Here is a 25,502-nt window from a genome sequence, read left to right as displayed (position 1 = left end):
CAATATCATTTGTCTCGCAAGCAGGCCCTAGTTGGTTGAGCTAATTGGTATTACTTAAAGTTTGCTATGCTCGTTTTTGTTGCATCTACTGTTTTCCAAGCAAACGCTTTACCAACGATGCCGTAAGGTTCACCGCCTACTGACCAATTTGGATTAGAGAAATAGTCATACTGCGTTGCATTACCAAATACATGTGGGTATGCCATAATACTAGCAAACTTGTCTTTTACACCGTAGCCCATACCATCGACATAAACACCGCCACTCGTATCACCTTGCTCACGCGAGTGAGTTAAGCCCTGATTGTGACCTAATTCGTGTACGAATGTTGTTGCGCCACAATCAATACCTGTAATACTAAACATACGGTCACTCATATATGAGTGCAGGTTACCTGTGCTGCTACTACCTTGCCCTACCCACGCTAAACCACAGGTAATATAGTTACCATCACGTTCACCAGTGCCAAGTACTGCGACCATGTCTGCACGCCAAGTATCACGCAGGTTTGCCACATAGCTACTGTTAGTCACAGAGTCTAACCACCCACTCGTTGGAGTAATGTTGTAGTTACCTAGGTTTTGTTTGCCTGCAAGACGTAGTTGTAGATCAATACCATTTTGGCTATACACTTGGTTTGTGAAAGCAATTAATTGATTGATTTTTGTATCGATGTTTGATGTTGCAGCCGCTGATTGGTCAGTATATAAAATACCAATATCGACTGTAACTGCTGATGCGCTTGCTGATAGTGCGAGTGCTGTTGCCAGCGATGCTACCTTTACTGTTGTTTTCATTGTTTTTCCTTTCTTTTAGTGAACGTTATACCAATTTGCCATAATACTTACTCAATCTCAGTGCGCTAATTAGACGCGAAAAGAGTCAAAACTTTCTATTTAAAACAAATAGATAGAAAGTTTACCGTCAAGTTTTAGTTAAGACCCTCTCGTTTCAAAATAAAGCAGTTAAATAAGCAAATAGGTATTACTTTTTGGGTGTAAAAATATCTTCTTCTATTGAAACTAAGTCTTGTTTCGCGTCCTTGTGGTGATCATGGGGGTGAAGTTCTTCTTCTTGATGCGACCGATACAGATCTCGTTTCGCTGCAATCCAGCCGTATTGATCTTTGGACTCAAATACGTAATTCCCACTAGGTGCAGTAAGCTGACCGTAAACAGCATCTTTGCCGACGGTTAATACTGTGGTGTGAAAGCGCCCATCTGCACCCGTTACTTTACCAAACACACTTTTATCACCATTTTCAGCTGAAGAAATTCCGGTAACTTCGGCAATAAATGACTCCTGCGTTTGTGGGATCAGCAGCTCAAAGTTATCACCACCTTCGAGTTTTCTCAGCGATGCTAAATCAAACTCAATATAAGCTTCGTTATTGAGATCTTTTGGCAACACTTTTGCGGCTTCGAGTACAGCTTTTGCTTTGTCTGATACTTTGTTTACAGCATAAAAATCACTGTCTTTGTGTTGTGAAGTTGCTTGTAAGTCTTTTTGAGACGTTGATGTGGGTACTATGACCTTTAAAGTTGAACTTATTTCATCACTTTGTTCATTGCTCTGAGTATTCTCTACTTGAATTAAATTTGTATGTGATTGCCCCGTTTCAGGCATCATTTTCCAAACAGCAATACCAATAAAACCAATAAGTAATGCAATAATCAGTAACCGCATAATTCACCACGACGACGTTAATAATTAGTGAAATACTATTCATGATGCGGGATCTTGATCAACTTATAATTTACGATGTTTTTTCAAATGGATTCATTGAGATTAAATATCTTCATGATATGTATGTATATTTTTCATTAACAAATCTTTACAGTGCGTGTGTTTTTATCATGTTGAATCTCCTTTTTGTCAAACAAATGTAACTAAAGTATGTTGCGTTAAAGTGGTTGATTCGTTTAGCTTTTATTTCAGTATTTGATAATTGTATCTAGTGTATTTTTTTATCTTATTGATTCTTATGTTTAAAATATTTTGATTCATCTGTAATTTTTTTGCATGAGTAATGCGGGGATTTCTGTTCCTATTTTTAGTTCAGAACAGCTGCAATTTTCATGTGAAACCTCATTTCTATTCGCGTAGTTGAAAGCGCATTGACGCTAATATCAGAGTAGTGAGTTGAGGACAACAAACAAGCCTTCGGTCAATGAGGGGATATACATTGATGGATCGGTTGCCAAGTGAACCGTGGATTAAAAAGTGTATCTCTTGTATGGCCACTTAGATTTGGGTTGAGGAGTTTTAATACCTGCCTGTCCTCGAATTTTGCTTTGGTTATTGCCTCGCGAGTTACTGGGTGACTAAAAAATAGTTTGTCGAATGACCCATCATCAATGGCTTTTTTCAAGCCAAAAGAGAGTCGCTCTTTTAAACGTGTGTTATTTTTATTAACAAAGAAATACATGGCAGCGGGATAGCAAAATGCAAACTGAGGTTCTACTACTGCGTTATCTATGTGCGCAAGCTCGGTCCAGGGCTCATGCAGTGCCCTTGGAAATAACTCAAAACGTTTTTCCTCAAGCATCTTAGGTAATAGTGTTGCAACGCTGGTAACAACATCAAAGCCGTTTTTTTCATAGATTGCGGTATCAGGCCAGTCAATGCCACTTCCTATGGTAAGGCTTGCCAACTGCACGGGGGAGTTGAGTAATGCTATGCTAGCTGCGGTATCTTTGTGAATGAGGAAAAGCCGTGCCTCCATCATCCCTTTTAGAAGCGGGATATACACGGTGCCTAAGTGTTGTTCTCGTTGAATAGATGTCATACTCCAGTGGACATCTAGTAACTTCCCTTGTTCTAAAATCTCCAATGTCCTACCTTGAGGTGTTTGATCAAAGGAGTTTTCGATTAATTGATATGGGCCATATTGATCACGACTTTTATTAAGTGCCAATCGCAACAAGGCGATATAATAATCTTGTTTAGGATCGGCAAATTCTTTGGAAATATTGTAGCGAACCATATCTTTTGCCACAGAAGTAAGAGGCGCTAGCAAAATAAAGATAAGTATATATACCACTGAGGCGTTCATTCCTTGCCCTCACTATCGGATAAATTTATAGTTAGTTTTAGTCTAGGATATTTACGGGGAAAGTAAAAAGCGCCGTAGCGCTTTAGGTTAAAATGTCACTTTGAGCCAGTCATCGCTGCCATCGAAGTGTAAGGACTTAACTTTTCCTTTACCTTCAAAATTAACTAGGTTCACCTGTTGCGGCCAGACATCTCTGAGTGCACCGTGACGCATATTCAGCGCAGTAATTGGTGAGAATAAAGGGGTCTGTTGGTATACCCAAAAAAACTGACCGTCGATTTCAGCACCCACTAATTGTAATGGGAGCGCTTTACCGTTAGTTGCTTTTAACTCAACTCGTTTACTGACATAGCTTGCAAAGTTATCTCTATCTTTTTGATTGTTAAAAATGTCAGCATCTTGACTAAAAAGGTGCTCAATTGCGTGCTCAGTGTCATGTAGGTAAAAGCGGTGCATTATTTCAATGTTTCCGCTTCGCTCATTAAATAACACAGTAGTGATTGCCGCTTTTAGTTGATGTGCATGACATAATGAAGACAGCATTAGTAGTATTAAAACACCGCAGAAATACCAAATTCTCATGGCTTATCCTCGTTTTCGTCAAGTGGTTTCAGTTCGGATTTTACATCTTGCATAATGTCACGATATACCTTCCCTTCGCGGGCTTTCTTTTTATAAAGCTCCAAACGAGACTCAATAATCCGTCTTGGATAATGATTATTCTCAATGTCAACATCAGCGGTTTCCCAGCGCGGATCAATTGTGACTGATGCAAGTAACTTATCTTTGTCGGTGATGATTAATTTATTCACCGTTTTGGCATTACGGCGCCAAATTTCAGCTGGAATATATCGCGACTCTTTTGTCCCATCTTGATAGGTTAGCTCCAAGAGAATTGGCATCACCAGCCCTCCTAGATTGCTAAAAGCGAGTACGTAATAATTTTTGTCTTCTTTGATTGCGCGCTCAAGGGTTCGCCTCTCCCAAGGTTTTAGCTCTGATAAGAACTCTTGATACTCATTACGCTCTTCGTTCGTTACGGTGAACTGATCATGGTCATCGTAAAAGTCACGAATGTCTTTGTTTTTATCAACCCACAGCTCACGGCCTTCTTCTTGGTTGCGCATAACAAACAACGACACGGGCTTGCTTTGTTCAAATTCTCTTAGGCGATTAAAGTCTATGTCTGGATCTTTGGTATCCAAACGTAACTGATAGACTTTATCCAGTGAGATATCGACGTGATCTGTACTATAAAACCAGCCGCGCCAAAACCAATCCAAATCAACGCCTGAAGCTTCTTCCATTGTTCTAAAAAAATCAGCTGGGGTTGGGCGCTTATACTTCCAACGCAGCGCATATTCTTTAAAGGCAAAATCAAATAGTTCACGACCTAAAATCACTTCACGTAATATGTTCAATGCGGCGGCTGGCTTGGTATAAGCGTTTGGTCCTAAATGTAGTACGCTATCAGACTGAGTCATGATGGGAGATTGGTTTTCAGATTTCATGTAGGCTGCAATGTCTCTTGGCTCGACTCCCCAGGGGATGGTGGGATCCCACTCTCTTCCCGCCACGCCATCTAAGAAGCTGTTTAGACCTTCATCCATCCAAGTCCACTGGCGTTCATCTGAGTTGACTATCATAGGAAAGTAAATATGCCCAATCTCATGAATAACAACACCAATCAAAAAGCGTTTTTCAGCAAGTGAGTAAGTCCGGGTAGCATCTTTTTGTAGTGTAGTTCTTGGTCCGTTGAAGGTAATCATTGGATACTCCATTCCTCCAACAGGTCCATTAACTGACTGTGCGGTTGGATAAGGGTAATCAAATGAAAACCGAGAGTAGACCTCCATGGTATGGATAATTGCCTCTGTTGAATACTTTTTCCAAAGTTCCCCACCCTCTTTTGGATAAAATGACATGGCCATGACGAGTGGTTGCTCACTACCACCTTGCTGATAGCCTTTTGCATCCCACATAAACTTTCGTGAGGATGCCCAAGCAAAGTCACGCACATTCTTAGCTTTGAAATGCCATGTTTTAGTTTCATTCGTCGCGGTTTTTTCGTTGGCAACTGCCTCCTCTTCAGAGACTATAAAAACTGGGCGAGGTGCTGTTTCTGCCTGAACTAGGCGTTGTTGTTGTGACTGGCTTAATACCTCTTGCGGATTTTCAAGCGCTCCTGTTGCGGCGACGATATGATCCGCTGGCACAGTAATTTCAACATTATAATCACCAAACTCTAGTGTAAATTCACCACTGCCAAGAAAAGCCTTATTTGTCCACGCTTCGTAGTCGGTATAGGCCGCAAGTCGTGGAAACCACTGAGCAAGTAAAAATATATCGTTACCATCTTTATCAAAATGCTCATATCCTGAACGTGCGCCGACGGCATCTTCTTCAACAATATTAAAGGCAAACGCTAAGTTTAACTGTGTTTCCTTTCCTGGTTTTAGTGGCTCGTTTAGGTCCACACGCATCAGGGTGTCTACAATGGTTATATTGAGCGGTTTATGGTGCTTATCTGTAACTTTTTCGATGATAAACCCTAATTCGTTATCATCCATAAATTGCTGGCGTCTGAGTTGATTGAGTGAAATTTTTGCAGGGTTTGCAACAGGATTACTCTGTAATTTATTCTCAAATGTGGTGCTGCGCTCTGCAATTGAATCCGTTTTAAAAATATTTTGGTCTAATTGTAGCCATAAATATTTGAGGGTATGGGGTGAGTTATTTTTATAGTGGATAGTTTGCTTCGCACTTATCTTTTTAGCCTTTTCATCTAAGTGAACATCAATATCATAATCCACTTTTTGTTGCCAATAGTGTTCACCTGGCTCCCCTGCTGCACTGCGATATATGTTGGGGGTGGGGAGTGTTTCGTCAAGTTGGCGGAACTTATCTTCGAAATGGCCTTTGGTCTGAGCAATCGCACTAGCATGCGCGACCTGTGATAAAGCCAGTATTGCCATCAAAGGGATGGCACGTGTTGATATTTTCATTATTATTTCCTGTTTTACCGTACCAAAACTCTGATCGATAAGTTCTATTTTTCAATGTTTTATATTATATGAATCCGAAGCGAATAGTGTGTCGACACGTGGTGATGAAGGCGCTCGGTCAATGACAATAAGTTGACAAAGAAAAAACCAGAGATCAAAGTTTTGAGATAAAGTAACAAGTTCCGATAACCGATGACTTTCATGTTTTTCAATTCTTTGTTTTTGATAAGGAAAAGTGGCAAATTAGGATAAATTAATTTGCATGCCATAAAGGTATTCTGCCAATTTATTGTCTACATTTTATAAATAAATAAAGAAATCAAAATTAGTTGTTGATATTGACCTAAGTTTGTCATTAAAATCGCGCACTTCACAATATTTGAGTAAAACTGGCGTTAGTTTTGCTCAGTACTAAATACCCGTTTAGCGAATCTAATGTGGTGAGCAGTATGGATTTCTACATACTAAAAAAACAAGAGAAGTTTGTTGCAATTCCTGCAGACGAACAGAACTGTAAAGACTATCTAGATGATGGCTATTTTTACGTTGATAAAGTAGCAGCATGTAATGAAAAATCGGCTATCAAACGTGTGCAAGATAAACACAGTCGCGTTTTGAAGCTGCCGGCAAAATTCTTTTTAGTCGCTCTACCGGTGATCATTTTTGCGTGGTGGCAATTAACTCGATAAGTAGGTAAAGCGCCAATATTCACAAGACGAATATTGCTTGACGATGTTATATTAGCGTTTCTTGAGAAAAAGGAACGCTAAATGAAGGTTTTACACACATCTGACTGGCACTTAGGGCAAACATTCTACGAACATGATCGGATAGAAGAGCACCAATGCTTTTTAGACTGGTTATGTGATGAGTTGGTCAAAAACCAAATCGATGTGTTATTGGTAAGTGGTGACATCTTCCACACTGCTACACCGCCAGCTACGGCAGAAAAACAACTATATACTTTCATTCAAAAAGCCACTCAATTGTGCCCTGCGCTGCACATCATAATTATTGCTGGCAACCACGATTCAGCTAATCGTATTGAAGCTGCAAAACCTCTATTAACACTGTTCAACACACATGTAATTGGTCGCTTTGACAAATTAGCACCAGAGAAAGTGGTGATAGAGCTGACAGTCGCAGCCCAGCAACTACACGTCGTTGCAATGCCATTTCTGCGTAGTGCCGATCTTCCTAAACCCTCAGATGAAGAGTTTGATTATCAAACAGGTGTTAAACTCGCTTACCAACAGGCGATTGATACCATACCCAAACGCAAAGGCCCGGTTATATTGATGGGGCATTTGCATGCCAAAGGTGGCGCTATTTCGGAGGATTCAGAGCGCAACCTCAACATAGGTGGCTTCGACTCAATTTCAGCGGGTGTGTTTGGCGAGCAGTTTGACTATGTTGCATTGGGTCATTTGCATAAAGCGCAGAAGGTGGCAAAGCACGATGCGATTAGATATTGCGGCACACCCTTACCTATGTCTTTTTCAGAACGACATTATAACCACCAAGTACTGTTGGCAGAATTTAGTGAACACAGGCTGATGGCTGTAAATCCCCTTTACGTTCCACGCTTCAAAGATGTGCTTTATATTCCTGATACGGGATCAAAGCGTCTTCGCGAGTTATGTGAGGAAATCACGACAAACGATTTTAGCCAGTACGACAGTGCTCCTTATATTAGGTTAAGGCTTTCCTCAGCAGAGACGAGTAGTCGCTTTCGTGCTGAAATTGATGCTGCATTAAAAGGCAAAGCGATACAGTTTTGCGGAATTGAGCGTGTAACACAGGCGCGCGACACCGTGGAGGATTTGTTTGAGGACCTAGCCAAAGTAGAATCACTGTCTGTTACCAGTTTACTCGATATTGCATACAGGGAACTTGAGCCTGATGAAGAAAAAGCGCCTGTAAGTCTACACAATAAGCTTGCGGAAGTTATCGCTAACATGGAAGAGTTAAACGATGAAACTTGAAAAGATACAGATCACCAATCTTGCATCCATTGAAAGTGCTGAAGTAGACTTTACAAAAGCGCCTCTCAAAGATACCGGTCTTTACGCAATCACAGGTGACACCGGCGCGGGAAAAAGCACCTTACTTGATGCCATTTGTCTTGCGTTTTATGGTAAAACCGCAAGGTTAAAATCAGATGACAAAGAAAAGGTAGCGTTTAACGGCGACAACATAAAACTCAATGATCCCCGAAATTTGCTGCGCAGAGGCTGTACAGCAGGATCGGCATCGGTTGTTTTTGTCGCACAAGATAATAATCGATACCAAGTGGTTTGGTCTGTTGAGCGTGCCAGAAAAAGCCCAAAAGGCAATCTAAAACCGGCATCGATAGAGCTATTTCGTCTACCTGATATGACGCTGGTGTGCGAAAAGAAGAAAGACACTGAGCAAAAAATTGAACAGTTAGTCGGGCTGACCTTTGCCCAGTTTACTCGGGCTGTATTACTTGCTCAGCATGAATTTTCCGCATTTTTGAAAGCGGGAGGTGATGAGCGAGCGCAATTACTCGAGTGCCTAACCGGCACCGAAAAGTTCAGCCAGATTGGTAAAGCAATTTTTGAAGCGCATAAGGTAAAAAAACAAGAGTTAACTGCACTGCAAGAAAGGTTAGGGCAGATTGTCTTGTTATCAGCAGAGCAGCATGCCGAGCTTAAAACACAAAAAGACTCACTGCTGACAAACAGAAATCAACTACAAAGCAAAAGCACTCAGTTTCACACCCAGCTTCAGTGGTTAGTTGATATTGAAACACGACAACAAAAAATTATTGATATTGAGCAGAAGTTGCAGCAACAAGAACAGCAACTGATACAGAGTGAACCGCAGCAAAAACACGCAGAGCAAGTACTCAAAGCGAATGAGATCCGAGATAATAGAGAGCAGCTAGAGCAAGTACAATTACGCCAAACAAAGTGCCAAACACAGCTCTCAGAACTACAAGAGCTAGAATTTGAGACTACCTTGGATACGTTACGAACACATGAGCAAGCGTTAGAATTGCAACTTGCTCAGCAGCAGGCGCACTTTACCCAGCAAGCGACAAAATTTGATGCAATCACGCAATTAGATGACAAATTAAAGTTGCATCGTGCTCAGGAGCAAGAAACTAAACCCATCATTGCAAAACACACGGAGTTGGCAGCTCAGTATGACTTTGAATTACAGCAGCAGCTATCGCAGCGTCAAGACATTGAGAGCGAACTTACCCAGCTTAAACAGCAGCAAGCAGGCTTACAGTCGGTTGCCAACATAGCATCGCAGTGGCACACAGTACTGCCTCAGTTTGAGGACTTACAGCAATTATTGTTACAGCTCAAGGAATGCACTTCGTTACTCGATAGCTTACCGGAGCAGCAGCAACAACTCGCGACGCGTTTACAGGAATGCCAAGTACAAGCACAAACCCTAAATTCAGCCTATCTTACTGATGTTCAAACGCTTGAAGAGTTGAAAGCAAACTTAGCCCCGTTAACGGCTCGAGACTTAACTCAAGATATGCAAAACTGGACGGCGTGTGTTCAAGCGCACAAGAGTATCAATGAAGGAGAGGCACTTTTACATCAACTGCGCTCGCAGCAAACTCAACATCATATTGGTTTAGAGCGATTAGAATTACAGATAAAAGATACTAAACAGCAGGACGAACTTTCAAAACAGCGCCTAGCACTCACCCGAGATAATTTAGAACAAGTGCAACTCAGAGCTAGTGAGCGGATCAGTGACTTACGTTCACAACTCAAAGCCGGCCAAGAATGTATGGTGTGTGGTGCAAAAGAGCACCCCTATGGTGTTGAGCATATTGATACACATTGGGAGCAATTATTGCGGGACTTTCGTGCTCAATATCAGGCTGCGGAGCAAGCTCGCGAACAAGTGTTGCAGCGGTATAATCAACAAGTGGGTGAAAAAGAGCGTGAGAATGCGTTGTGGCAATCTGTGAACCAAGAGATTGCTCATTGCACTAAGCAGATTGATGAAAGTCGCAAATATTTAGAGACGTTACCGAACAACTATCAGGTAGAAAACGCGACGCAAGCCGAACAAAAGTTACTCCAAATTCAGTCTCAGATCGCTGAATTAACACGTTTGAGAAGCCAGATAGACGAACAGTGGCAACATGTTCAGCTGTCGCAGCAAAGACTTGAGAAAGCTAAAGATCAAGAGCAGGCGATACAGCAACAGCATCATGACCTAGATAATCAGATCGTTCATATACGTACTGAACATGAGAAACTTGTGCAAAAGTCCAAATCATTAAGAGACAGGTTAGCGTCATTAATTGATGATAAACAGTGGTGGCAGCAATTTGATTTATCATGCAGTACCGGTTTGGCTGAGTTGGAAGCGCGAGTACAACGTTGGCTTACCACCACTAAGCGCTATGATGAGCTGTTACAAAATCAAGACAGTTTGACGCATCAGTGCAATTTATTGGCACAGCAAAAGCAAGACGAAGCGCTGAGGCTAGCTGAGTTGGAAGATGTGCTACAGCAGCATCAACAGCACATACAAGATATTGTGTGTGAAAGGCAAAAGCATCTACCATCACAACATTCGACATTAGATGAGTGGGTTACTGCGTTAAAATCGCAGCAAAATACGACCCAAGAATCGCTCATACAATTGCGAGTTGACATTAGTCAGACGGAAGCCAAACGTGAAAGTGCCTCACAAGCTAAATCACAATTGACAGAGCAACTTGCTGAGTACGGCGAACGTGTGCAGCAGCTAACACAGCGATTTGAACACTGGTTAAATGAGAATCGCTTAGAACATGCACAGGTATTAATATTACTCGATGCTTGCTCAGAGGAGGCACGTACCGAGTTGGATCAGTATCATCAAATCCAGCGTATGTGCGATGACACAAAAATACTTTTGTCACATCAACGTGAGGAGTTGCTACAGCTACAACAAAAATTTCCTGATGGAATAGATAAAGAGCGCGTGCAGGCTGAGCTTGAGGTGAGCAACCAAGCACTCGAGGAAGTACAAAATCAATTACTACAAGTGCAGAGCACTTTGGAAATTGATACGCAGAATAAACAACAATTTTCAGACCAAGCAACTATTTTGGCTCAGCTGCAAGAAGACTATGAGCACTGGCATTTACTAGATAAGTTACTTGGCGATGCAACGGGCAAAAAATTACGCAATTGGGCGCAAACACAAACATTAAAAATATTATTACAGTACGCTAATCAACAACTTCGGACACTGTCTAGACGCTATCTGTTGACGACGATTGAGCAGTCATTAGAAATCGCGGTAATAGACAAGGACATGGCGGATGAGCAGCGAAGTGTCAATACGCTATCAGGCGGTGAGTCGTTTTTGGTGTCGTTATCTTTAGCTCTGGGGCTTGCCGCATTATCTTCCAATCAGGTGAGTATACATTCTCTATTTATTGATGAAGGTTTTGGGACATTAGATCCAGAAACACTGGGAGTCGCGATTGACGCGTTAGATGCGCTGCAATCTCAGGGGCGTAAGGTTGGTGTGATCTCACACGTAGCGCAAATGAGTGAGCGGATCGCAACGCGGATCCATGTCGATAAACAGCCTGGAGGCTATTCATCATTACATTTGGTACCACAAACATAAGGAAATTTGGATGCCGACTTTTACGGGCGAAGAAGCCCAAAACTACGACTCAAGAATCACTAAACTAGTACCAGGTTATGAGTTACTTCATCAGTTAAGTAGCGCTCAATTATTAGCGCTCTATCCTGATGATGCGACAATTCTGATCGTTGGTGCTGGAACAGGAAAGGAAGTGGTTGAGTTAGCAAAGCTTAACCATACGTGGCGTTTTATCGCGCAGGATGTATCTGCTGATATGCTAGAAATAGCAGATCAATATTTTACTAAGCTGAAAATCAACTCACGTGTTCAACTTCACTATGGTGCGCTTTCGCCTTCGGCCTATCAAGTTGATGCTGTGCTGTGCTTATTGGTGATGCACTTTGTGAAAGACAATGGCGATAAGGCTCGGTTATTTAAACAAATGAGTGAGCAGCTAAAACCCAATGGTCACCTTTTTATTGCTGATTTGGAGAAGCCGGTGACGCCCTTTGAACGTGACGCACAGCTTATCGCTTGTAAGCAACTGGGGCTATCTGAGAAAGGTGAGCAGCACATGCGAGTCAATTTAGAACATGAGTTTTTTCCAGTCGATAAAATACGCTTAGCGGAATTACTCGATGCAGCAGGGTTTGGGGTCGCTAAACCCTATTTCAAGGCACTTGGTTTTTCAGGTGTTGTTGCAACCAAAAAATAGAGCAAGTTTTTACCAAGTCTACTACCAATTTGCTTGCCTCAAAATAGACCACTTAATTAAGCAAATTGGTATAAGAGGTGTTAGTAAAATATTGATCTAGATTGCTCGCTTTCTGTTGTTTTATCCTATATTTCGACGTTAAGAAGCCGATTTGTAAGCAATATAACTGCTAATTAGGTTAGTAAAATGATGATCTGATACTAAAGCGCTTTACGTTAGATCACATTTTTACCTAGTAAAAGTGTGATCTAAGAGTGTGAAGTTAACGTCAATGATGGCAGAAATGAGCTTAGTTTCCCTTAATTATCTTTGTTAACCTATTGATTTTTATATTACTTAGCTGGCGATAGTCTAAAAATGGTGAAACGATCAGGTTTAACTCTGTATCTACTGCAAACTCATCATCTAACCATATCAAGCTGTTAGTAAAAATCTGATCTTTCAATAGCGATTTAGCATATGTTCGCCCTGCAATTATATGCCAGTTGTATGATTTTATTGAAAAATCTGGTGGTGAAAAGAGTAGGGCTTCTTGGCTTGAGGCTTGTAATAAAGCGCTATCTCGATATGACTGCCAACTTGGGAAGTTAGTAATATTGTGATCTGGCAACTGAGCCGCGAACAAAAACTTGGCAAAAACATTAAATATTTTCCGCCAGCCATTACCACATTGGTTGTTGATATAATCAATCTCTCCACCCTCTAGGGGTATGATTTTACTGATGTTCTTATAGGAAAGTATGGCTGGTGGATGTTCAATATAAAAGGCAACATGACCTGTCTTTGCACCAAAGCCACGAGTTAGTATTTTTTTGTTTTGTGTTGTATCCATGGGGCATTGCTGAGATAAATTTTTATAAGTGTAAAATAAATCGGGAAAAATTGGCATGCTAAACGGTAAATCACTACTTTCTTTACATACCAAGTACTAATTATATTTTGATCTAATCTACAACATTAATAAGCGCGTATGATTAGGATGACAAAATTGGAGACAATAATGAAATTAAGACAGCTACTTTTGGGTGCGATCATGACCATATCGATGGCGGCCTGCACCGGACTGCCAAATGGAATTGGACCGGTCAAAGAATTTAATGTTGAGCGATACCAAGGTACTTGGTACGAAATTGCAAGGTTGGATCACGCATTTGAGAGAGGAATGCAAAATGTTACCGCGACTTACAGCCAGAATTCAGATGGCTCTATCAAGGTTGTTAATCGGGGGTATGTAACAGAAGAGCGAGTGTGGAAAGAAGCGATAGGAAAGGCCAAGTTTGTTGCAAATAAGGAAATAGCACACCTTAAAGTATCATTTTTTGGTCCATTTTATGGAAGCTATGTGGTGTTTGAATTAGATGAAGACTATCAATATGCTTTTGTAACAAGCTATAACCGAGATTATCTATGGTTACTTTCAAGAACTCCGAAAGTGTCTGAAGCCGTTATGAATAAATTTAAAGCGACATCTGATAGATATGGCTTTGACACTGAAGCACTTATTTATATGGAGCATGAAGCAATAGAGCAAGAGTAGTGTAAACCCCCTTTACAATCAGTACCCTTTTTGGGTTTTCATTTCAATGGTCGTGAGACAACGGCCATCGTGTCTTATTCCTGTAGGAAATGGTTAATAAATCATTCAGTCAACTGTAACAGGAACACTTCACACTGTTGCACGCTTTTCAAAACAATAATACTTAGGAACTGGAGTAACTCATGAAGCGTGTAGCATATTCTTTAATAGCAGCGGCAGTTGCCATGGCACTGACAGCTTGTGACGGTGACGATGGTGCGCAAGGCGCCACGGGCCCGAAAGGTGAGCAAGGAACTGCGGGTCAAGATGGAACAAATGGCACCAATGGTCAGGATGGTGTCGATGGCACTGATGGCACCAGCGGCAAGGACGGTGTGGATGGTACTGACGGTACTGACGGTACGGATGGTCGTGACGGTAGTTATAGTGTTCCTGGTCTAGTCCGTATCGCAACGGTACCAGCAGGTGCAGAGGTAACGGGTCTTTTCCTCTCTCAAGGTGGTGATTTATTCTTTAATGTGCAACATCCAAATGACACAAACACTGAGACAGATAACTTTAACAACACGCCTTTTAATACAGGTACAGTGGGTGTCCTCACAGGTGTGAATTTTAATAACTTGCCATCTAATATACCCAGTGCTCCAGTACCTGCATCAACCATGGAGCAACAAACGGTGGTTTCTGCAATTGGCCAATACCAAATTTTGGGGCAAACAGGTGATAAGTTCTCGCAGCTAGGTGACAAAGGATTAGCTGGCGGTCTTGGGGTACATTACAGTATCTCCACAGGTGAAGAAATCATTAAAAACGACAATCCTGATTTTAATGGCTTTATTCCAGTAACTGCGGATTCTGGTTACCTGTTTACAAACTGGGAAGCCTACCCTGGTGGCGTAAGCCGTTTAAAAATGAGCAAATCGACAACTGGTAAGTGGTCAATTGAAGAAGCAATGATGGTTGATTTTGATGGTGTTAAAGGCACTGCGGCGAATTGCTTTGGCTCAGTTTCTCCTTGGGGAACTCCGCTAACTTCTGAAGAGTGGATTGTATGGTCCGCGGTTGATACGACACAAGATCCACAGTGGAATAACCCTGCCGAAACAGGGAATGACACGATGGAAGCGTTGACAGCACCTGACTTTCCTAATCCATATCGCTACGGCTATATTGCAGAGATCCAAAACCCGACAACAGACACTCCAGATGTGGTGAAGCACTTCACAATCGGACGATATGAACATGAAAACTCAGTCGTGATGCCGGATCGTCGCACTGTTTATTCATCACAAGATGATACCGGTGGAGTATTGTTTAAGTTTATTGCCGATCAACCTGAAGATTTAAGTGCAGGTGTGCTATATGCGGCAAAATTAAAGCAAGATAGCGGATTGACAGATCCTGCTGTTACCGGGTTTGACATCTCTTGGGTGGAGCTTGGCCGAGGTAGTAATGCGCAAATTGAAACTTGGATTGCTGAGTATGATGGTATTAATACATCAGACTATGTGGAAGGGCAAACAAGCTACTTGTCTGTTGCGGACGTTAAAGCGTGGGCGACAGGGGCTGCAACCTATCCAACCATAGAAAATGGTGGCGGCAAAGTAACAGCTGGTAAACCTATGGATAACAGAGCTATTTTCCTTGAGTCACGACAAGCTGCACGTCAAAAGGGCGCAACGGCTGAATGGCGCAAGCTTGAGGGCATTAGTATTAATCATAACCGCGTTTTGGAGGCTGTAACCGGACAAGATGTGGTGCCTGGAGAAGTCGTTGATAAAGCGTATATGTATATCGGGATTGCAGATATAGATAAAACCATGATTGATGGTGAGGGTGATATTCAACTTTCAGCACGGGTGAAAGATTGTGGCGGTGTATATCGAGCACATATCGACAATAACTATAACTTAACACGTATTGAGCCAGTTGTAATGGGATCGACGTACCGCTCTTCACTTACTGGTGCTGAGCGCTGTGATGTGAATCAACTCTCACAACCTGACAACGTGATTGTGATGGAAGATGGTCGCATCATTATCGGTGAAGATGGCTTCCAAGAAAACAATACGCTATGGCTTTATGATCCAAAGCAAAATAACTAAATAGATGGCAGTGCATTTATCGATGCACTGCATTTTTTTGTCCAAATTTTGGAGTCATAAAAGTGAAATACGTTAGCCTTTTTTCCGTACTTTTTAGTTGTATTAGCATAGTTGGTTGCGATAACGAGCAACCTAACATAGTGAACAATACGTTGTTAGAAGTAGCGCAAGCTTCGCCACCTTATCAGCCAGGAGATGATATTCCCGCTACTGCATATATGGAACATAATGAAGTTTATAACCCTGAATCAGTTATCCCACCTCAGTGTTACACAAAAACAGATGGCGTGAAGAACCCATGCTACGCGTGTCATCAGTCATACGACGATAAAAGTAGGCCGAACATGATGCGAGATGCAAACTTACAAGGTGCCTATGAGTTTTCTGATTTGGGGTTCAAAAACCACTGGAAAAACTTGTTTATAGACCGCTCTGAACTTATTAAGCGTATTTCAGATCAAGATATTACTAACTGGGTTAATCAAGACAATTACACACCTTTTATTGAAAAGCTTAAAAATGACCCGAGCTGGAAAGGCGAAATAACACCAATCAAAGATTTGGCATACCCAGATAAAGCATTCAATGAATTAGGGATAGCGAATGACGGTAGTGGTTGGGTGGCATTTAATTATAAACCTTTTCCTAGCACCTTTTGGCCAACCAACGGCTCAACTGGGGATGTAATGATAAGGCTTGCCGACGCTTTTAGAGAAAAAGGTGATACGTATAACCAAGATGTGTACTTAACAAATCTGAGTTTAGTGGAGATGGCTGTAAAGGGGCTTGACGAAATATCTGCGCCCTTAATTTCAGAATTGCGAGTTGGTGAGGATTTAAATGGCGATGGCAAAATAGCCCAAGTAAATAAAATAAAACGCCGCCTACATTATGTTGGAGATGCGAAGCGCATTCAACTTGCCCATCAGCTGTACCCAGAAGATACTGAGTTTTTGCATACTGTTCGTTACATAGGAGTAGACGATAATGGGCAGATATTTAACGCGCCCAGAATGAAAGAAGTACGCTATATGAAAAAGCATAACTTTAAGTCAAAACAATCTCTGGGAGCCGCTTATTATCGTGAAGCAAAAGAAAAGTCTTTTGAAAACTACCCTCAAACACTTTACCTTGGTGATTTAGGGATTAACAACAACTTCGGCTGGACCATTAACGGATACATCGAAGACAAGTCGGGGCAACTTCGTCCGCAGCATGAGCAAGAATTAGCGTTTTGTAATGGCTGCCACAAGACGATCGGCTCTACGTATGATCAGACTTTCTCGTTTGCGCGAAAAGTTGAGGGTAAGCTTGGTTGGGGTTATATCAATTTACACGATATAAAAGATGTGCCAAATAAAGGTGAAGTACAAGGAGAGTTTTTAACTTATATGATGCGTGTCGGAGGAGGGGATGAGTTTAGGCAAAATCAAGAAATGCTAATGCGCTGGTTCAACAAGGATGGCTCGCTAAATACAGAGAAAGTGAATGCTATTGAAAATATATATGAGCTAATTACACCTTCAAAAGCGCGTGCATTGGCATTGAATAAAGCATACTTGACGATTGTGCATGAGCAAAGCTACTTATTTGGTCGCGATGCTACCTTAGTGAAAGCAAAAAACGTGCTTGAGCAAGTTGATGACTCGCAGCAACCACTCGCCCCCCAACACCGATATGTTTGGGATATGCAGTTAGACTGGAAGGCAACAACCCAGCATGTCTCACGATAAAAAGGGCACTCATTTCATAAGAGTTAAGCGATACATTGTGAGTTTACTCTAGTACGTAAGCTTCGCAGTAGCCAATGACTTCAGCCGCTGTTATTCCTCAATATCGTATCGGTGGAAATAATAGCGGCTTCAAGGCCTATCATCACTCCCATCATGTATTAGATCGTAATTTTACTAACTGAGTTGGACAGTGGCATTAAAGTTAACTTTCACCATCAGTTTTTCAATTACCTAAAATAGACACGCTAGATAAAGAAATAATATGCTGTGAGTTTAAAAGCCATGAGTTAGCACATCCCTCATCTCTGTTGGTTTGTAACTTTAGGGCTATGTTCCCTTGTTTGGATCAGATTTTTACTAAGCTAATGCAAAGAGAAAATATATAGATCATATTTTTACTAACTAACCAATCAAAAAGAGCGAATTGGATCAGAATTTTACCAAGTGTATGTGGTTTGAGTTAGTAAATTTGCGTCTTGAAGTGGAGTGCTGGCGATATTTTGTTCTAAATGTTGTTCTTTCAAAGGGTTAACTAAGAAACCTTAGTAAAATAGTGATCTGAAAAGGGCGCTGCAAGCAGCACCTTAGTTAAATAATGATCCAATATAGTGAGCACAATACGATGCTAAAGCTCACTAGGTAAAATAGTGATCTGAAATAGTGAGGCTTGGTTGCAAAAATAGCCACCAGTAGCAGCACTGCTACTGTCATGTAACCAATAAATTGTACGCTACCATATGCGCCTTGAGTTACGATTGACAGTATCAGGCTGCCTATAAGACAAAGCCAGCTGGCAATATTTAAGTGACTTGTTATATTACCTTTTGGGCGTTTGCCTAGTACTTCTTTATAGTGGTTGGGTTTCGCTATGGCAAATCCCATAAAGGCAAGTAGACAAAATAAAAATATCAGCCATTGCATCAGATCTTAACCTCGCGTTGAGAGCGGCGGGAGGGTGCTGCTGGTGTTACTTGGGAGCGACCTAACTTCCTAGCTTGCACCAAAAAGCTTACGGCAATACCAATAGCCAGTGCGTCAAAACCAAATAATACCCACTGTTTATGTATTAAATAACTCACCAAGTTCCCTTCAATCGTGAGCATGGACACTACAGGAAGTCCCGCCCATGCGAGCGCGTTTACTTTAGCCGTCAGTTGCCAAGCTAATCTATCCGATTTGTAACAGGCAGCGATGGCAACGATAGCCCAGACAATAAAGAATACGAGTACCTCTTTGTCTGCGCGTGCAACAAGCTCCGTAGGTAATAAACGATTGGCATAGAAAAATGCTGCCGTTGCCGCTGGTAGACCCATTATTGTACCTAAGTTTAGAGACTCTACCAGTTTAAGGCCAAAGCCTGGCTTTTCATCTCTCTTAAGCTTTTGGCGTAGCCGCTTAGCCCACATGACAGCACCTGTTGCTATCATTACGCAGCCTGCGAGTCCTGCAATAAAGTACAGCCATCGCAGGGTCGGCTCTGCCAACCGTCCTGTGTGTAGTGCTATCATGCCGCCGTAGAGGTTTTCTGCACCAGATAAGGTGACATTGTGTGTTTTTAATAACTCACCAGATGCGGCATTGTACATCCAGCTCGGTGGATCATCCTGTACAGCACGCCCCGCGTTGGCATAAAGCTTTATAGTTGCGCTTGCATCGTTTGGTGATGAAATAACGACACGGCGAAGTGGCGCATTGCCTGAGTTAGTATAATAGTGATCCAATGCTTTATTTAACGCAAGCTCCTGAAGCGGCAGCCCTGTAGCAGGTGCTGTCGCAAGTAGAGGATAGCGCTCGGCTCTTAGCGTTTGTTTGTCTTCATAGCGTTGCTGCGCAGGTTGTGGTAACAGCATAAAAATTAGCGTAACCAAACCGGTGTAGGTGATCATTATATGAAAAGGTAAAGCAATAACGGATGAGACATTATGTGCATCTAACCAACTTCGAAGACCTTTTTTGCTTCTAAATTGAAATAAATCCTTAAAAATACGCTTATGGATCACCACACCAGAGATTAGCGCAATCAGCATGAATAAGGTCGCGAAGCATACAATCCACCGTGCGGTTATTGCATTCATATAATGTAAGTCGAAATGAAGGCGATAGAAGAAGTTGCCTCCTTTTGTATCTCTAAACTCAGGTAGCGCATCTAACGTGATCGGATCCAAGTATTCTGAATGGCGCTTCCCTCTTCTTTCTCCTTCTTCGGGTTTCTCAGAGTACATAAGTAAAAGGCTCGGGCGGCGCTCGGTTGGCAGTTCTATACGCCAAGATTCGGCTGTGGGAGCAATGTGTTGAAACCGTTCTATGCTTTTTGTAACGGTTTGCTGTTGAAAAGCATGGTTATATTGCGGTAAATGATGTGTCGCTGGCTGCGCCCATAAGCTAATTTCATGTCTGAAAAAACTCGCAGTCCCAGCAAAGAAGATTAAAAATAGCAACCAACAAACGAGTAAACCAACCCAGGTGTGTAACCAAGTCATACCACGAAAAAATGACTCCCTCACAGCTTGCCTCCAAGCAGTGTCAACGTGCCGTAAAGAATACAAAGTACTCCAATCATGCTAAGCAATACCTTTCTAAAAGAGCGGCATCCGAATACCCATATAAAAGTGATAGGATAAAAAAGAATGCCTGTTGTTAATGCGTATAAAAGCGCATCTAAGCGCTTTATTGGTAAGGTTAAAGCAAGCAGAGACGAAGCCATAACGGTGACAAAATAGCCGCCGATTATAGCGATTAAAAAACGTGAAATTACTTGCGATTTGTATAAAGCTGCCTCAATTTTAGTGTTATCCTGATTAGGCATAGTACCCCTTAAAATTACAACAAGAGTAATAGATTATTATCCAATAATTTGCATCTAAATGATAGTGATTCGCACTTGTTTTCATGGCCTGCTACTCAATTGACATAACTTGAGCTGCTACCGTTGGGTGATATTCTGTACTTGTATATTTCGTCTAGTTGTTATGGTGGGAGTCGGTTACACAACAGGCTTCAAATGGAGTTAAACTAAGTAAGTATTAAATAAAAGCTTCAGTGCATTGGGGGATAAGCGTTGCTATGCGATAATCTTGGTTGTTTTTTTATTGCCAAAACCAGCAAGCTAAAATGGATATTTTTACACAAGTGAACTTATGTCGGTTCTGCGAACCTGAGTTACCTCTTGGGGCTAAACCAATTATTCAGGGAAATAGTCTTTCGAAAATACTTATCATTGGACAAGCTCCGGGATTGAAAGCGCATAACAGCAGGTTACCGTTTAATGATCCTAGCGGCGATAGATTGCGCAGTTGGCTCGCTGTGGAGCGGGCGCAATTTTATAACCCAGATCTCTTTGCCATCATGCCAATGGCGTTTTGTTATCCCGGTAAAGGTAAATCAGGTGATTTAGCACCAAAGGCAGTGTGCGCGCCAAAGTGGCATCAACAGGTGTTCGCATCTCTGAAACAAGTGTCTTTGACCTTACTTATCGGTCAATACGCACAGCGATATTATTTACCGCAGTACTCATCAGTGACAGACATGGTAAAAGCAGCAAATTATGAAACCCAAAACATGATCCCGCTACCTCACCCAAGTCCTAGAAACCAAATATGGTTGAAAAAGCATAACTGGTTTGAAGAGTGTGTTATTCCACAACTGCAAGTAAAGGTAAGGAAGGCATTAGATGGGCATGAAGCGGCGATAATACCAATTTGACTTAATACTTGCTCAATTTGAAGGAGTAAATCTGACGCTAACAGCGTTAAAAATTTCTCATTTAGAACAACTAAATAGCAAAATTTTTGCCTCGTTATCGACAAGATTTTCTCGCCTCAAAATAGACCACTTAATTAAGCAAATTGGTATAAAAAGTGGGTAATAGATTCGTGCCACTGTTTGTTCCAAATACCGAAACTTTACATTTATTTGAAATACCCCTTTCGGGAATAAGATATTCCATATAACTTTATTTTTTGTAACCTTATATATGGTCAATAATTAGCTCGTTCAATGCAGCCATAGTGACAGAAGTAAACAAGCTTGGGTGATCTGAGCCTGCGCCAAGCAGTAATTTGCGTGAATATTTCTCATCATTTGGTTGCGTAATTAAGTGTATTACTCCATACTTCACTCTGTTTACATCACATACACTTTTTAACATTTTCAAAGGACTTGATAATGATTTACAAAGCTACCGGTTGGGCCGCTGTGCTCCTTTCTATCGTTGCATTATATCCAAGTATGCAACCTGGTGCGTATTCTGTTATTGGTTTCTACCTTTGTTTGTTTTCTCTCATTATTGCTGCATTCGCGAGCCACATGGACAGGCCTATTTATTTTCGCGGGGCGATAGGCATATCACTCGTTAACATACTATTGGTTAACGATGGCACGCGAGCCAGCTTATTACTTGGACAAAGCGACTGGGTGTATATCGGTTCTATGTATGGGATTTTTCTCGTCGTGGTCAGCATCTGTGGATTTTTGGTGAGTAGAGACTTACTGATTTCAACTCTTGAAAACCATCGATAACACTTAACGCCATGCAGCTGTTACATCAAGCTAATTAGACTGGTATTGAATGGTGTTGTGTATGAGTTATGTCCTCTCTGTTTGGGGGCGGCTATATATTATACTAGTTAGTCCGAGCTTAAAGGTTAAATCAGTTTCTTCCTTATCTCAGCCTAAGACTCGCTTTCATTCTTATAATTAGAATGAAATTAGTGATTTTTACAAATTTTATATTCTAAAATGGAACGTATACTTTCCTCATCGGCTCTTCAACAACGAGCCCCCAATTTTATCAACTGAGGAAAGTATCATGAACATCATTAATATCATCAATCCAAGTAGTACGTTTTCATCGTTAGCATCTTTGTTTGGCCGCGTTGGGTTGTCAGCGATTTTCATCTTAGCCGCTGTCAATAAGATCCAATTTTACGAAGGCAACGCGGCATATATGGCCTCCAGTGGTTTGCCTAGTGAGTTATTACCTTTGGTTATTGCGTTTGAGTTAATTGGAGGGCTCTTCATTTTGATTGGCGCTTTTACTCAACTAACAGCGCTCGCTTTTGCCGGATTTAGCTTAGTTAGTGCTTTGCTGTTTCACTTTGACCTTGCGGATCAAATCCAGTTTTTAATGTTTTTTAAAAATATAGCGATGGCCGGAGGCTTTTTGACATTAGCGGCAACTGGCGCTGGTGACTTTAGTGTTGATAAAAAACTAAATAACTCACGTTTGATTAAGGTAAAAGGCGAGTTACAAAACTAAAGCTGCCCTTGCAAAAAATAATTGCCGAATGTCGTAAAAGAAGCGCACAGGGTAGGGTCTGTGCGCTTGCGGGATCAATGCTAGGCTTGTTTAAATTTAGTATGTGCAAAAAAGCATAGGAGACAGGTTTGTAGGGTGAATATGCTCAGGTGGTAATAAATTGCAAAACCTAAAGCGGCGTCAATAACACCAAGCGCTAACTGCGAAATATGGAAGGTAGGTAGAAGCCAAGCAAACCACTGCATAGGCTCAGGAAAAAGAGTAATTGGCAGCCAAAGACCTGACAACAGTGAAAGTGGTAAGTAGACTAAGTTGACGACAGCTGGCGCTGCTTTTGCCGACACACACAAGCCAATTACGAGCCCTAACAGACATAAAGGAAAGGTACCTAATAAGGCGATTAACACAATTATAAGAAACTGTTCCAAGGCTAATGATACACCTGAAAACAAAGCTAACATACTCATTAAACAGGCCACAATTAATGAAAAAACCGAGGCACTTACGCATTTTGCGAAGAGGTATTGGTATGCAGAAACAGGGGATAATTGCTTAAGAACCAACCAGCCATTTTGCTTTTCAATAGCCACGTTCACACCAAATGAAAATAACGCCGGGCTTATCATTCCAAATATCAAATAGTTGATAAACATATAATTGTGAGAGTCGTCATGGCTGAACATGATGCCAAAGAAAAGATAAAACAAGCATGGAAAGACTGATGCAGGGATCACAAATCCCTTGCTTCTAAAAATACTCAATAGTTCAACTTTGCTTTCTAGTAAAAAAGATGTTGTATTCATCATGTTAAGCATTTCCATTATTCATTAAAGAAAGGTAAGCCTCTTCTAGGCTCATTGGTGCTACCTGTAAATTGTGAACATCAAATTGCGTTAATAGTCGCTGTAGAATGGGGTTTGGCTCGTTCGTTAGTATGGTGAACTTATTGCCTTCAACACTAAGATTTACCATAGGGAGAGCGTCAAGAAGTGTGACCTCAGGCAAATCGCAGGTAAACTTTATTTGAGCACGGGGGTAGATGTTAGCTAATTCTGGTATATCGGTTAGGTTTGTACACTTACCCTCCCTTAGCACCAATAATTCATCAGCCAGTGTCTCAGCTTCATGAAGATAGTGTGTGGTAAGCAACACCGTTTTATTTTGTTGCTTTAGCGCGAGAATGGCTTGCCAGAGTTGTTGTCGCGATTCTACATCCATACCAACGCTTGGCTCATCTAAAAAAATAATATCCGGATCGCCCACCATCGCGATGGCCATAAACAATCTTTGTTTCTGCCCTCCAGAGAGCGTATCAAAGGTTTGCTGTAAAAAACCTTCGAGCTGACAGAGTGAGATAATGTCATCTAATGGGGTCGGGTGTTGATGATAGCTTGAAAAAAGCTCGATAAACTCTCGCACTTTGATATGCAGAGGCAGCCCGCCCAACTGCATCATAGCGCCAACACGCTGGCGACAAAATAATGAGTCTGGAGGATGACCAAGTACACGAACCTGTCCCGATGTTGGCTTTATTCTTCCGAGCATGATGTTTATTAAAGTAGTCTTCCCTGCACCATTTTGCCCCAAAATAGCATGCACTTGGCCTTGTTGAAGGGTAAGGTTTAGCCCCGCTAAAAGGGGGTTACTGTCTCGGTATCCAAAATTGATATTTGATAAATCGATTGCGCTATTCACGGTCTTGATTCCATTTACTAGGTATATTTGCAGTATGTATAGGTAACGGAATGAATATCAGTGAGTGTTGTCAGAAAATAAAATGACAATTGTCAGAGGTGGAAAACGCAAGACAGGTGTGACGAACACCACACCTGTTAAAACCTCAGATATTAAAGGCCTGTGACTTTTGATAAATGTGTAGAGAGCGTAAGTTGTATTTTTGTATTGGGCGCTTTGACCGTAAATAACGCTTCTTCAAAATCACCTTTTGAAAAACTGTCATGAATATTATTGGATAAGGCGTAAGGCTCACTGGGCATGCCTGTAAATGGGAAAATCATTCGATCCATGCCACCATCACTGTCTTCGTCATGAATAACATGAATGGCATACTTACCAGCTGGTACCGACTCAAAAGTAACAGTGGTTAGGGGAGAAGTTGGGGCGACAACCAGTTTTCGAAAAAAGTGTGCATCGGGATCATTCACATTCTTGTCACTGTGGTAGTCGGCGCTGTTGTCAAATAACAATACCAGCATTTGTCCTTTAGTGTTACTTACTTCAGTAATTTCAACAGTTAGATTAGTTGGTGGGCCTGCAACAGCGTTTACACTGACAGGACTGGTAGAACTACACGCCGTAAGTAATGCTAGCGCCATCAAAATAATTAGAGACTTCATCCTTTGCTCCTAGTAGCAGTTAAATTGTAGCCTCTCAAGCTTGTCAGATAATTGTGTTATTACTGTTAAAAATTGTTATTTGTGACGTGCATTATCACTGTTCAGACCAGAGTGAAGTGCTGCTGAGTATTTAATCTAATTATAGGCTA

21 protein-coding genes are annotated in these 25,502 nt (G+C 41.5%); 10 read left to right on the top strand and 11 right to left on the bottom strand.

Features of this window, described 5'->3' with window-relative positions:
- Positions 1–50 precede the first annotated feature (50 nt).
- The 5 genes from F9Y84_RS16900 to F9Y84_RS16880 form a co-directional block, all read right to left on the bottom strand.
- Entirely contained in the window at positions 51–797 is a 747-nt protein-coding gene (locus F9Y84_RS16900; RefSeq protein WP_147390530.1) for a zinc-dependent metalloprotease family protein, read from the bottom strand.
- Positions 798–984: 187 nt separating this feature from the next.
- Complete coding sequence (locus F9Y84_RS16895; protein WP_147390531.1) at positions 985–1,686, bottom strand: hypothetical protein; 702 nt, start codon at positions 1,684–1,686, stop codon at positions 985–987.
- 481 nt (positions 1,687–2,167) lie between these two features.
- The gene (locus F9Y84_RS16890) at positions 2,168–3,055 is read right to left on the bottom strand and encodes a hypothetical protein (RefSeq protein ID WP_147390532.1); all 888 of its coding nucleotides are present in this window, start codon (positions 3,053–3,055) and stop codon (positions 2,168–2,170) included.
- A gap of 87 nt (positions 3,056–3,142) precedes the next feature.
- Positions 3,143–3,637, bottom strand: coding sequence for a DUF6702 family protein (locus tag F9Y84_RS16885; RefSeq protein ID WP_147390533.1), 495 nt, complete (start codon positions 3,635–3,637; stop codon positions 3,143–3,145).
- Positions 3,634–6,060: a M1 family metallopeptidase gene (locus tag F9Y84_RS16880; protein ID WP_147390534.1), complete on the bottom strand. Its 2,427-nt coding sequence runs from the start codon at positions 6,058–6,060 to the stop codon at positions 3,634–3,636. Before F9Y84_RS16880 ends, F9Y84_RS16885 begins: the two co-directional genes overlap by 4 nt.
- A gap of 449 nt (positions 6,061–6,509) precedes the next feature.
- Here F9Y84_RS16880 and F9Y84_RS16875 point away from each other — a divergent pair, with 449 nt between their 5' ends.
- From F9Y84_RS16875 to F9Y84_RS16860, 4 genes are all read left to right on the top strand, one after another.
- Complete coding sequence (locus F9Y84_RS16875; protein ID WP_125251227.1) at positions 6,510–6,749, top strand: hypothetical protein; 240 nt, start codon at positions 6,510–6,512, stop codon at positions 6,747–6,749.
- Positions 6,750–6,830: 81 nt separating this feature from the next.
- Complete coding sequence (locus F9Y84_RS16870) at positions 6,831–8,045, top strand: exonuclease SbcCD subunit D (RefSeq protein WP_147390535.1); 1,215 nt, start codon at positions 6,831–6,833, stop codon at positions 8,043–8,045.
- The gene (locus F9Y84_RS16865) at positions 8,035–11,688 is read left to right on the top strand and encodes an AAA family ATPase (RefSeq protein ID WP_147390536.1); all 3,654 of its coding nucleotides are present in this window, start codon (positions 8,035–8,037) and stop codon (positions 11,686–11,688) included. Before F9Y84_RS16870 ends, F9Y84_RS16865 begins: the two co-directional genes overlap by 11 nt.
- Before the next feature lie 10 nt (positions 11,689–11,698).
- Positions 11,699–12,364 (top strand): class I SAM-dependent methyltransferase, encoded by a 666-nt coding sequence (locus F9Y84_RS16860; protein ID WP_147390537.1) that lies wholly within the window; start codon positions 11,699–11,701, stop codon positions 12,362–12,364.
- A gap of 289 nt (positions 12,365–12,653) precedes the next feature.
- Here the strand turns inward: F9Y84_RS16860 and F9Y84_RS16855 are convergent, their stop codons facing one another.
- Complete coding sequence (locus tag F9Y84_RS16855; RefSeq protein WP_147390538.1) at positions 12,654–13,196, bottom strand: DUF6942 family protein; 543 nt, start codon at positions 13,194–13,196, stop codon at positions 12,654–12,656.
- Between the two features lie 168 nt (positions 13,197–13,364).
- On the opposite strand from F9Y84_RS16855, the gene F9Y84_RS16850 reads away from it, so the two are divergent.
- The 3 genes from F9Y84_RS16850 to F9Y84_RS16840 all read left to right on the top strand — a co-directional run bounded on the left by F9Y84_RS16850 (position 13,365) and on the right by F9Y84_RS16840 (position 17,739).
- Positions 13,365–13,901 carry a lipocalin family protein gene (locus F9Y84_RS16850; protein WP_147390539.1) on the top strand — a complete coding sequence of 179 codons (537 nt, stop codon included), beginning with the start codon at positions 13,365–13,367 and terminating at the stop codon, positions 13,899–13,901.
- Between the two features lie 182 nt (positions 13,902–14,083).
- Positions 14,084–16,006 (top strand): alkaline phosphatase PhoX, encoded by a 1,923-nt coding sequence (locus tag F9Y84_RS16845; protein WP_128730571.1) that lies wholly within the window; start codon positions 14,084–14,086, stop codon positions 16,004–16,006.
- Positions 16,007–16,068: 62 nt separating this feature from the next.
- Positions 16,069–17,739: a hypothetical protein gene (locus tag F9Y84_RS16840; RefSeq protein WP_147390540.1), complete on the top strand. Its 1,671-nt coding sequence runs from the start codon at positions 16,069–16,071 to the stop codon at positions 17,737–17,739.
- 588 nt (positions 17,740–18,327) lie between these two features.
- Here F9Y84_RS16840 and F9Y84_RS16835 read toward each other — a convergent pair.
- The gene (locus F9Y84_RS16835) at positions 18,328–18,660 is read right to left on the bottom strand and encodes a DUF3325 family protein (RefSeq protein ID WP_128730573.1); all 333 of its coding nucleotides are present in this window, start codon (positions 18,658–18,660) and stop codon (positions 18,328–18,330) included.
- On the bottom strand, positions 18,660–20,243 hold the full coding sequence (locus F9Y84_RS16830) for a PepSY-associated TM helix domain-containing protein (RefSeq protein WP_147390541.1): 1,584 nt from the start codon (positions 20,241–20,243) through the stop codon (positions 18,660–18,662). The genes F9Y84_RS16835 and F9Y84_RS16830 overlap by 1 nt, the downstream gene beginning before the upstream one ends.
- Positions 20,244–20,850: 607 nt before the next feature.
- Here F9Y84_RS16830 and F9Y84_RS16820 point away from each other — a divergent pair.
- The 3 genes from F9Y84_RS16820 (at position 20,851) to F9Y84_RS16810 (ending at position 22,996) form a co-directional block, all read left to right on the top strand.
- Positions 20,851–21,441, top strand: a complete 591-nt coding sequence (locus tag F9Y84_RS16820; RefSeq protein WP_147390542.1) for a uracil-DNA glycosylase family protein — start codon at positions 20,851–20,853, stop codon at positions 21,439–21,441.
- 462 nt (positions 21,442–21,903) lie between these two features.
- On the top strand, positions 21,904–22,257 hold the full coding sequence (locus F9Y84_RS16815) for a hypothetical protein (protein ID WP_128730577.1): 354 nt from the start codon (positions 21,904–21,906) through the stop codon (positions 22,255–22,257).
- Between the two features lie 289 nt (positions 22,258–22,546).
- Entirely contained in the window at positions 22,547–22,996 is a 450-nt protein-coding gene (locus F9Y84_RS16810; RefSeq protein WP_147390974.1) for a DoxX family protein, read from the top strand.
- 80 nt (positions 22,997–23,076) lie between these two features.
- On the opposite strand, the gene F9Y84_RS16805 is transcribed toward F9Y84_RS16810, so the two are convergent.
- The 3 genes from F9Y84_RS16805 to F9Y84_RS16795 all read right to left on the bottom strand — a co-directional run bounded on the left by F9Y84_RS16805 (position 23,077) and on the right by F9Y84_RS16795 (position 25,353).
- The gene (locus tag F9Y84_RS16805) at positions 23,077–23,802 is read right to left on the bottom strand and encodes an ABC transporter permease (protein WP_147390973.1); all 726 of its coding nucleotides are present in this window, start codon (positions 23,800–23,802) and stop codon (positions 23,077–23,079) included.
- Position 23,803: 1 nt separating this feature from the next.
- Positions 23,804–24,691, bottom strand: a complete 888-nt coding sequence (locus F9Y84_RS16800; protein ID WP_128730579.1) for an ABC transporter ATP-binding protein — start codon at positions 24,689–24,691, stop codon at positions 23,804–23,806.
- A gap of 152 nt (positions 24,692–24,843) precedes the next feature.
- Entirely contained in the window at positions 24,844–25,353 is a 510-nt protein-coding gene (locus tag F9Y84_RS16795) for a DUF2141 domain-containing protein (RefSeq protein ID WP_125252522.1), read from the bottom strand.
- Between the last annotated feature and the right edge of the window lie 149 nt (positions 25,354–25,502).

Origin of the sequence: Pseudoalteromonas peptidolytica (assembly GCF_012641745.1) — a bacterium.
In the GTDB taxonomy this organism is placed as follows: domain Bacteria; phylum Pseudomonadota; class Gammaproteobacteria; order Enterobacterales; family Alteromonadaceae; genus Pseudoalteromonas; species Pseudoalteromonas peptidolytica.
This window is presented reverse-complemented; position numbering and strand designations above follow the sequence as displayed.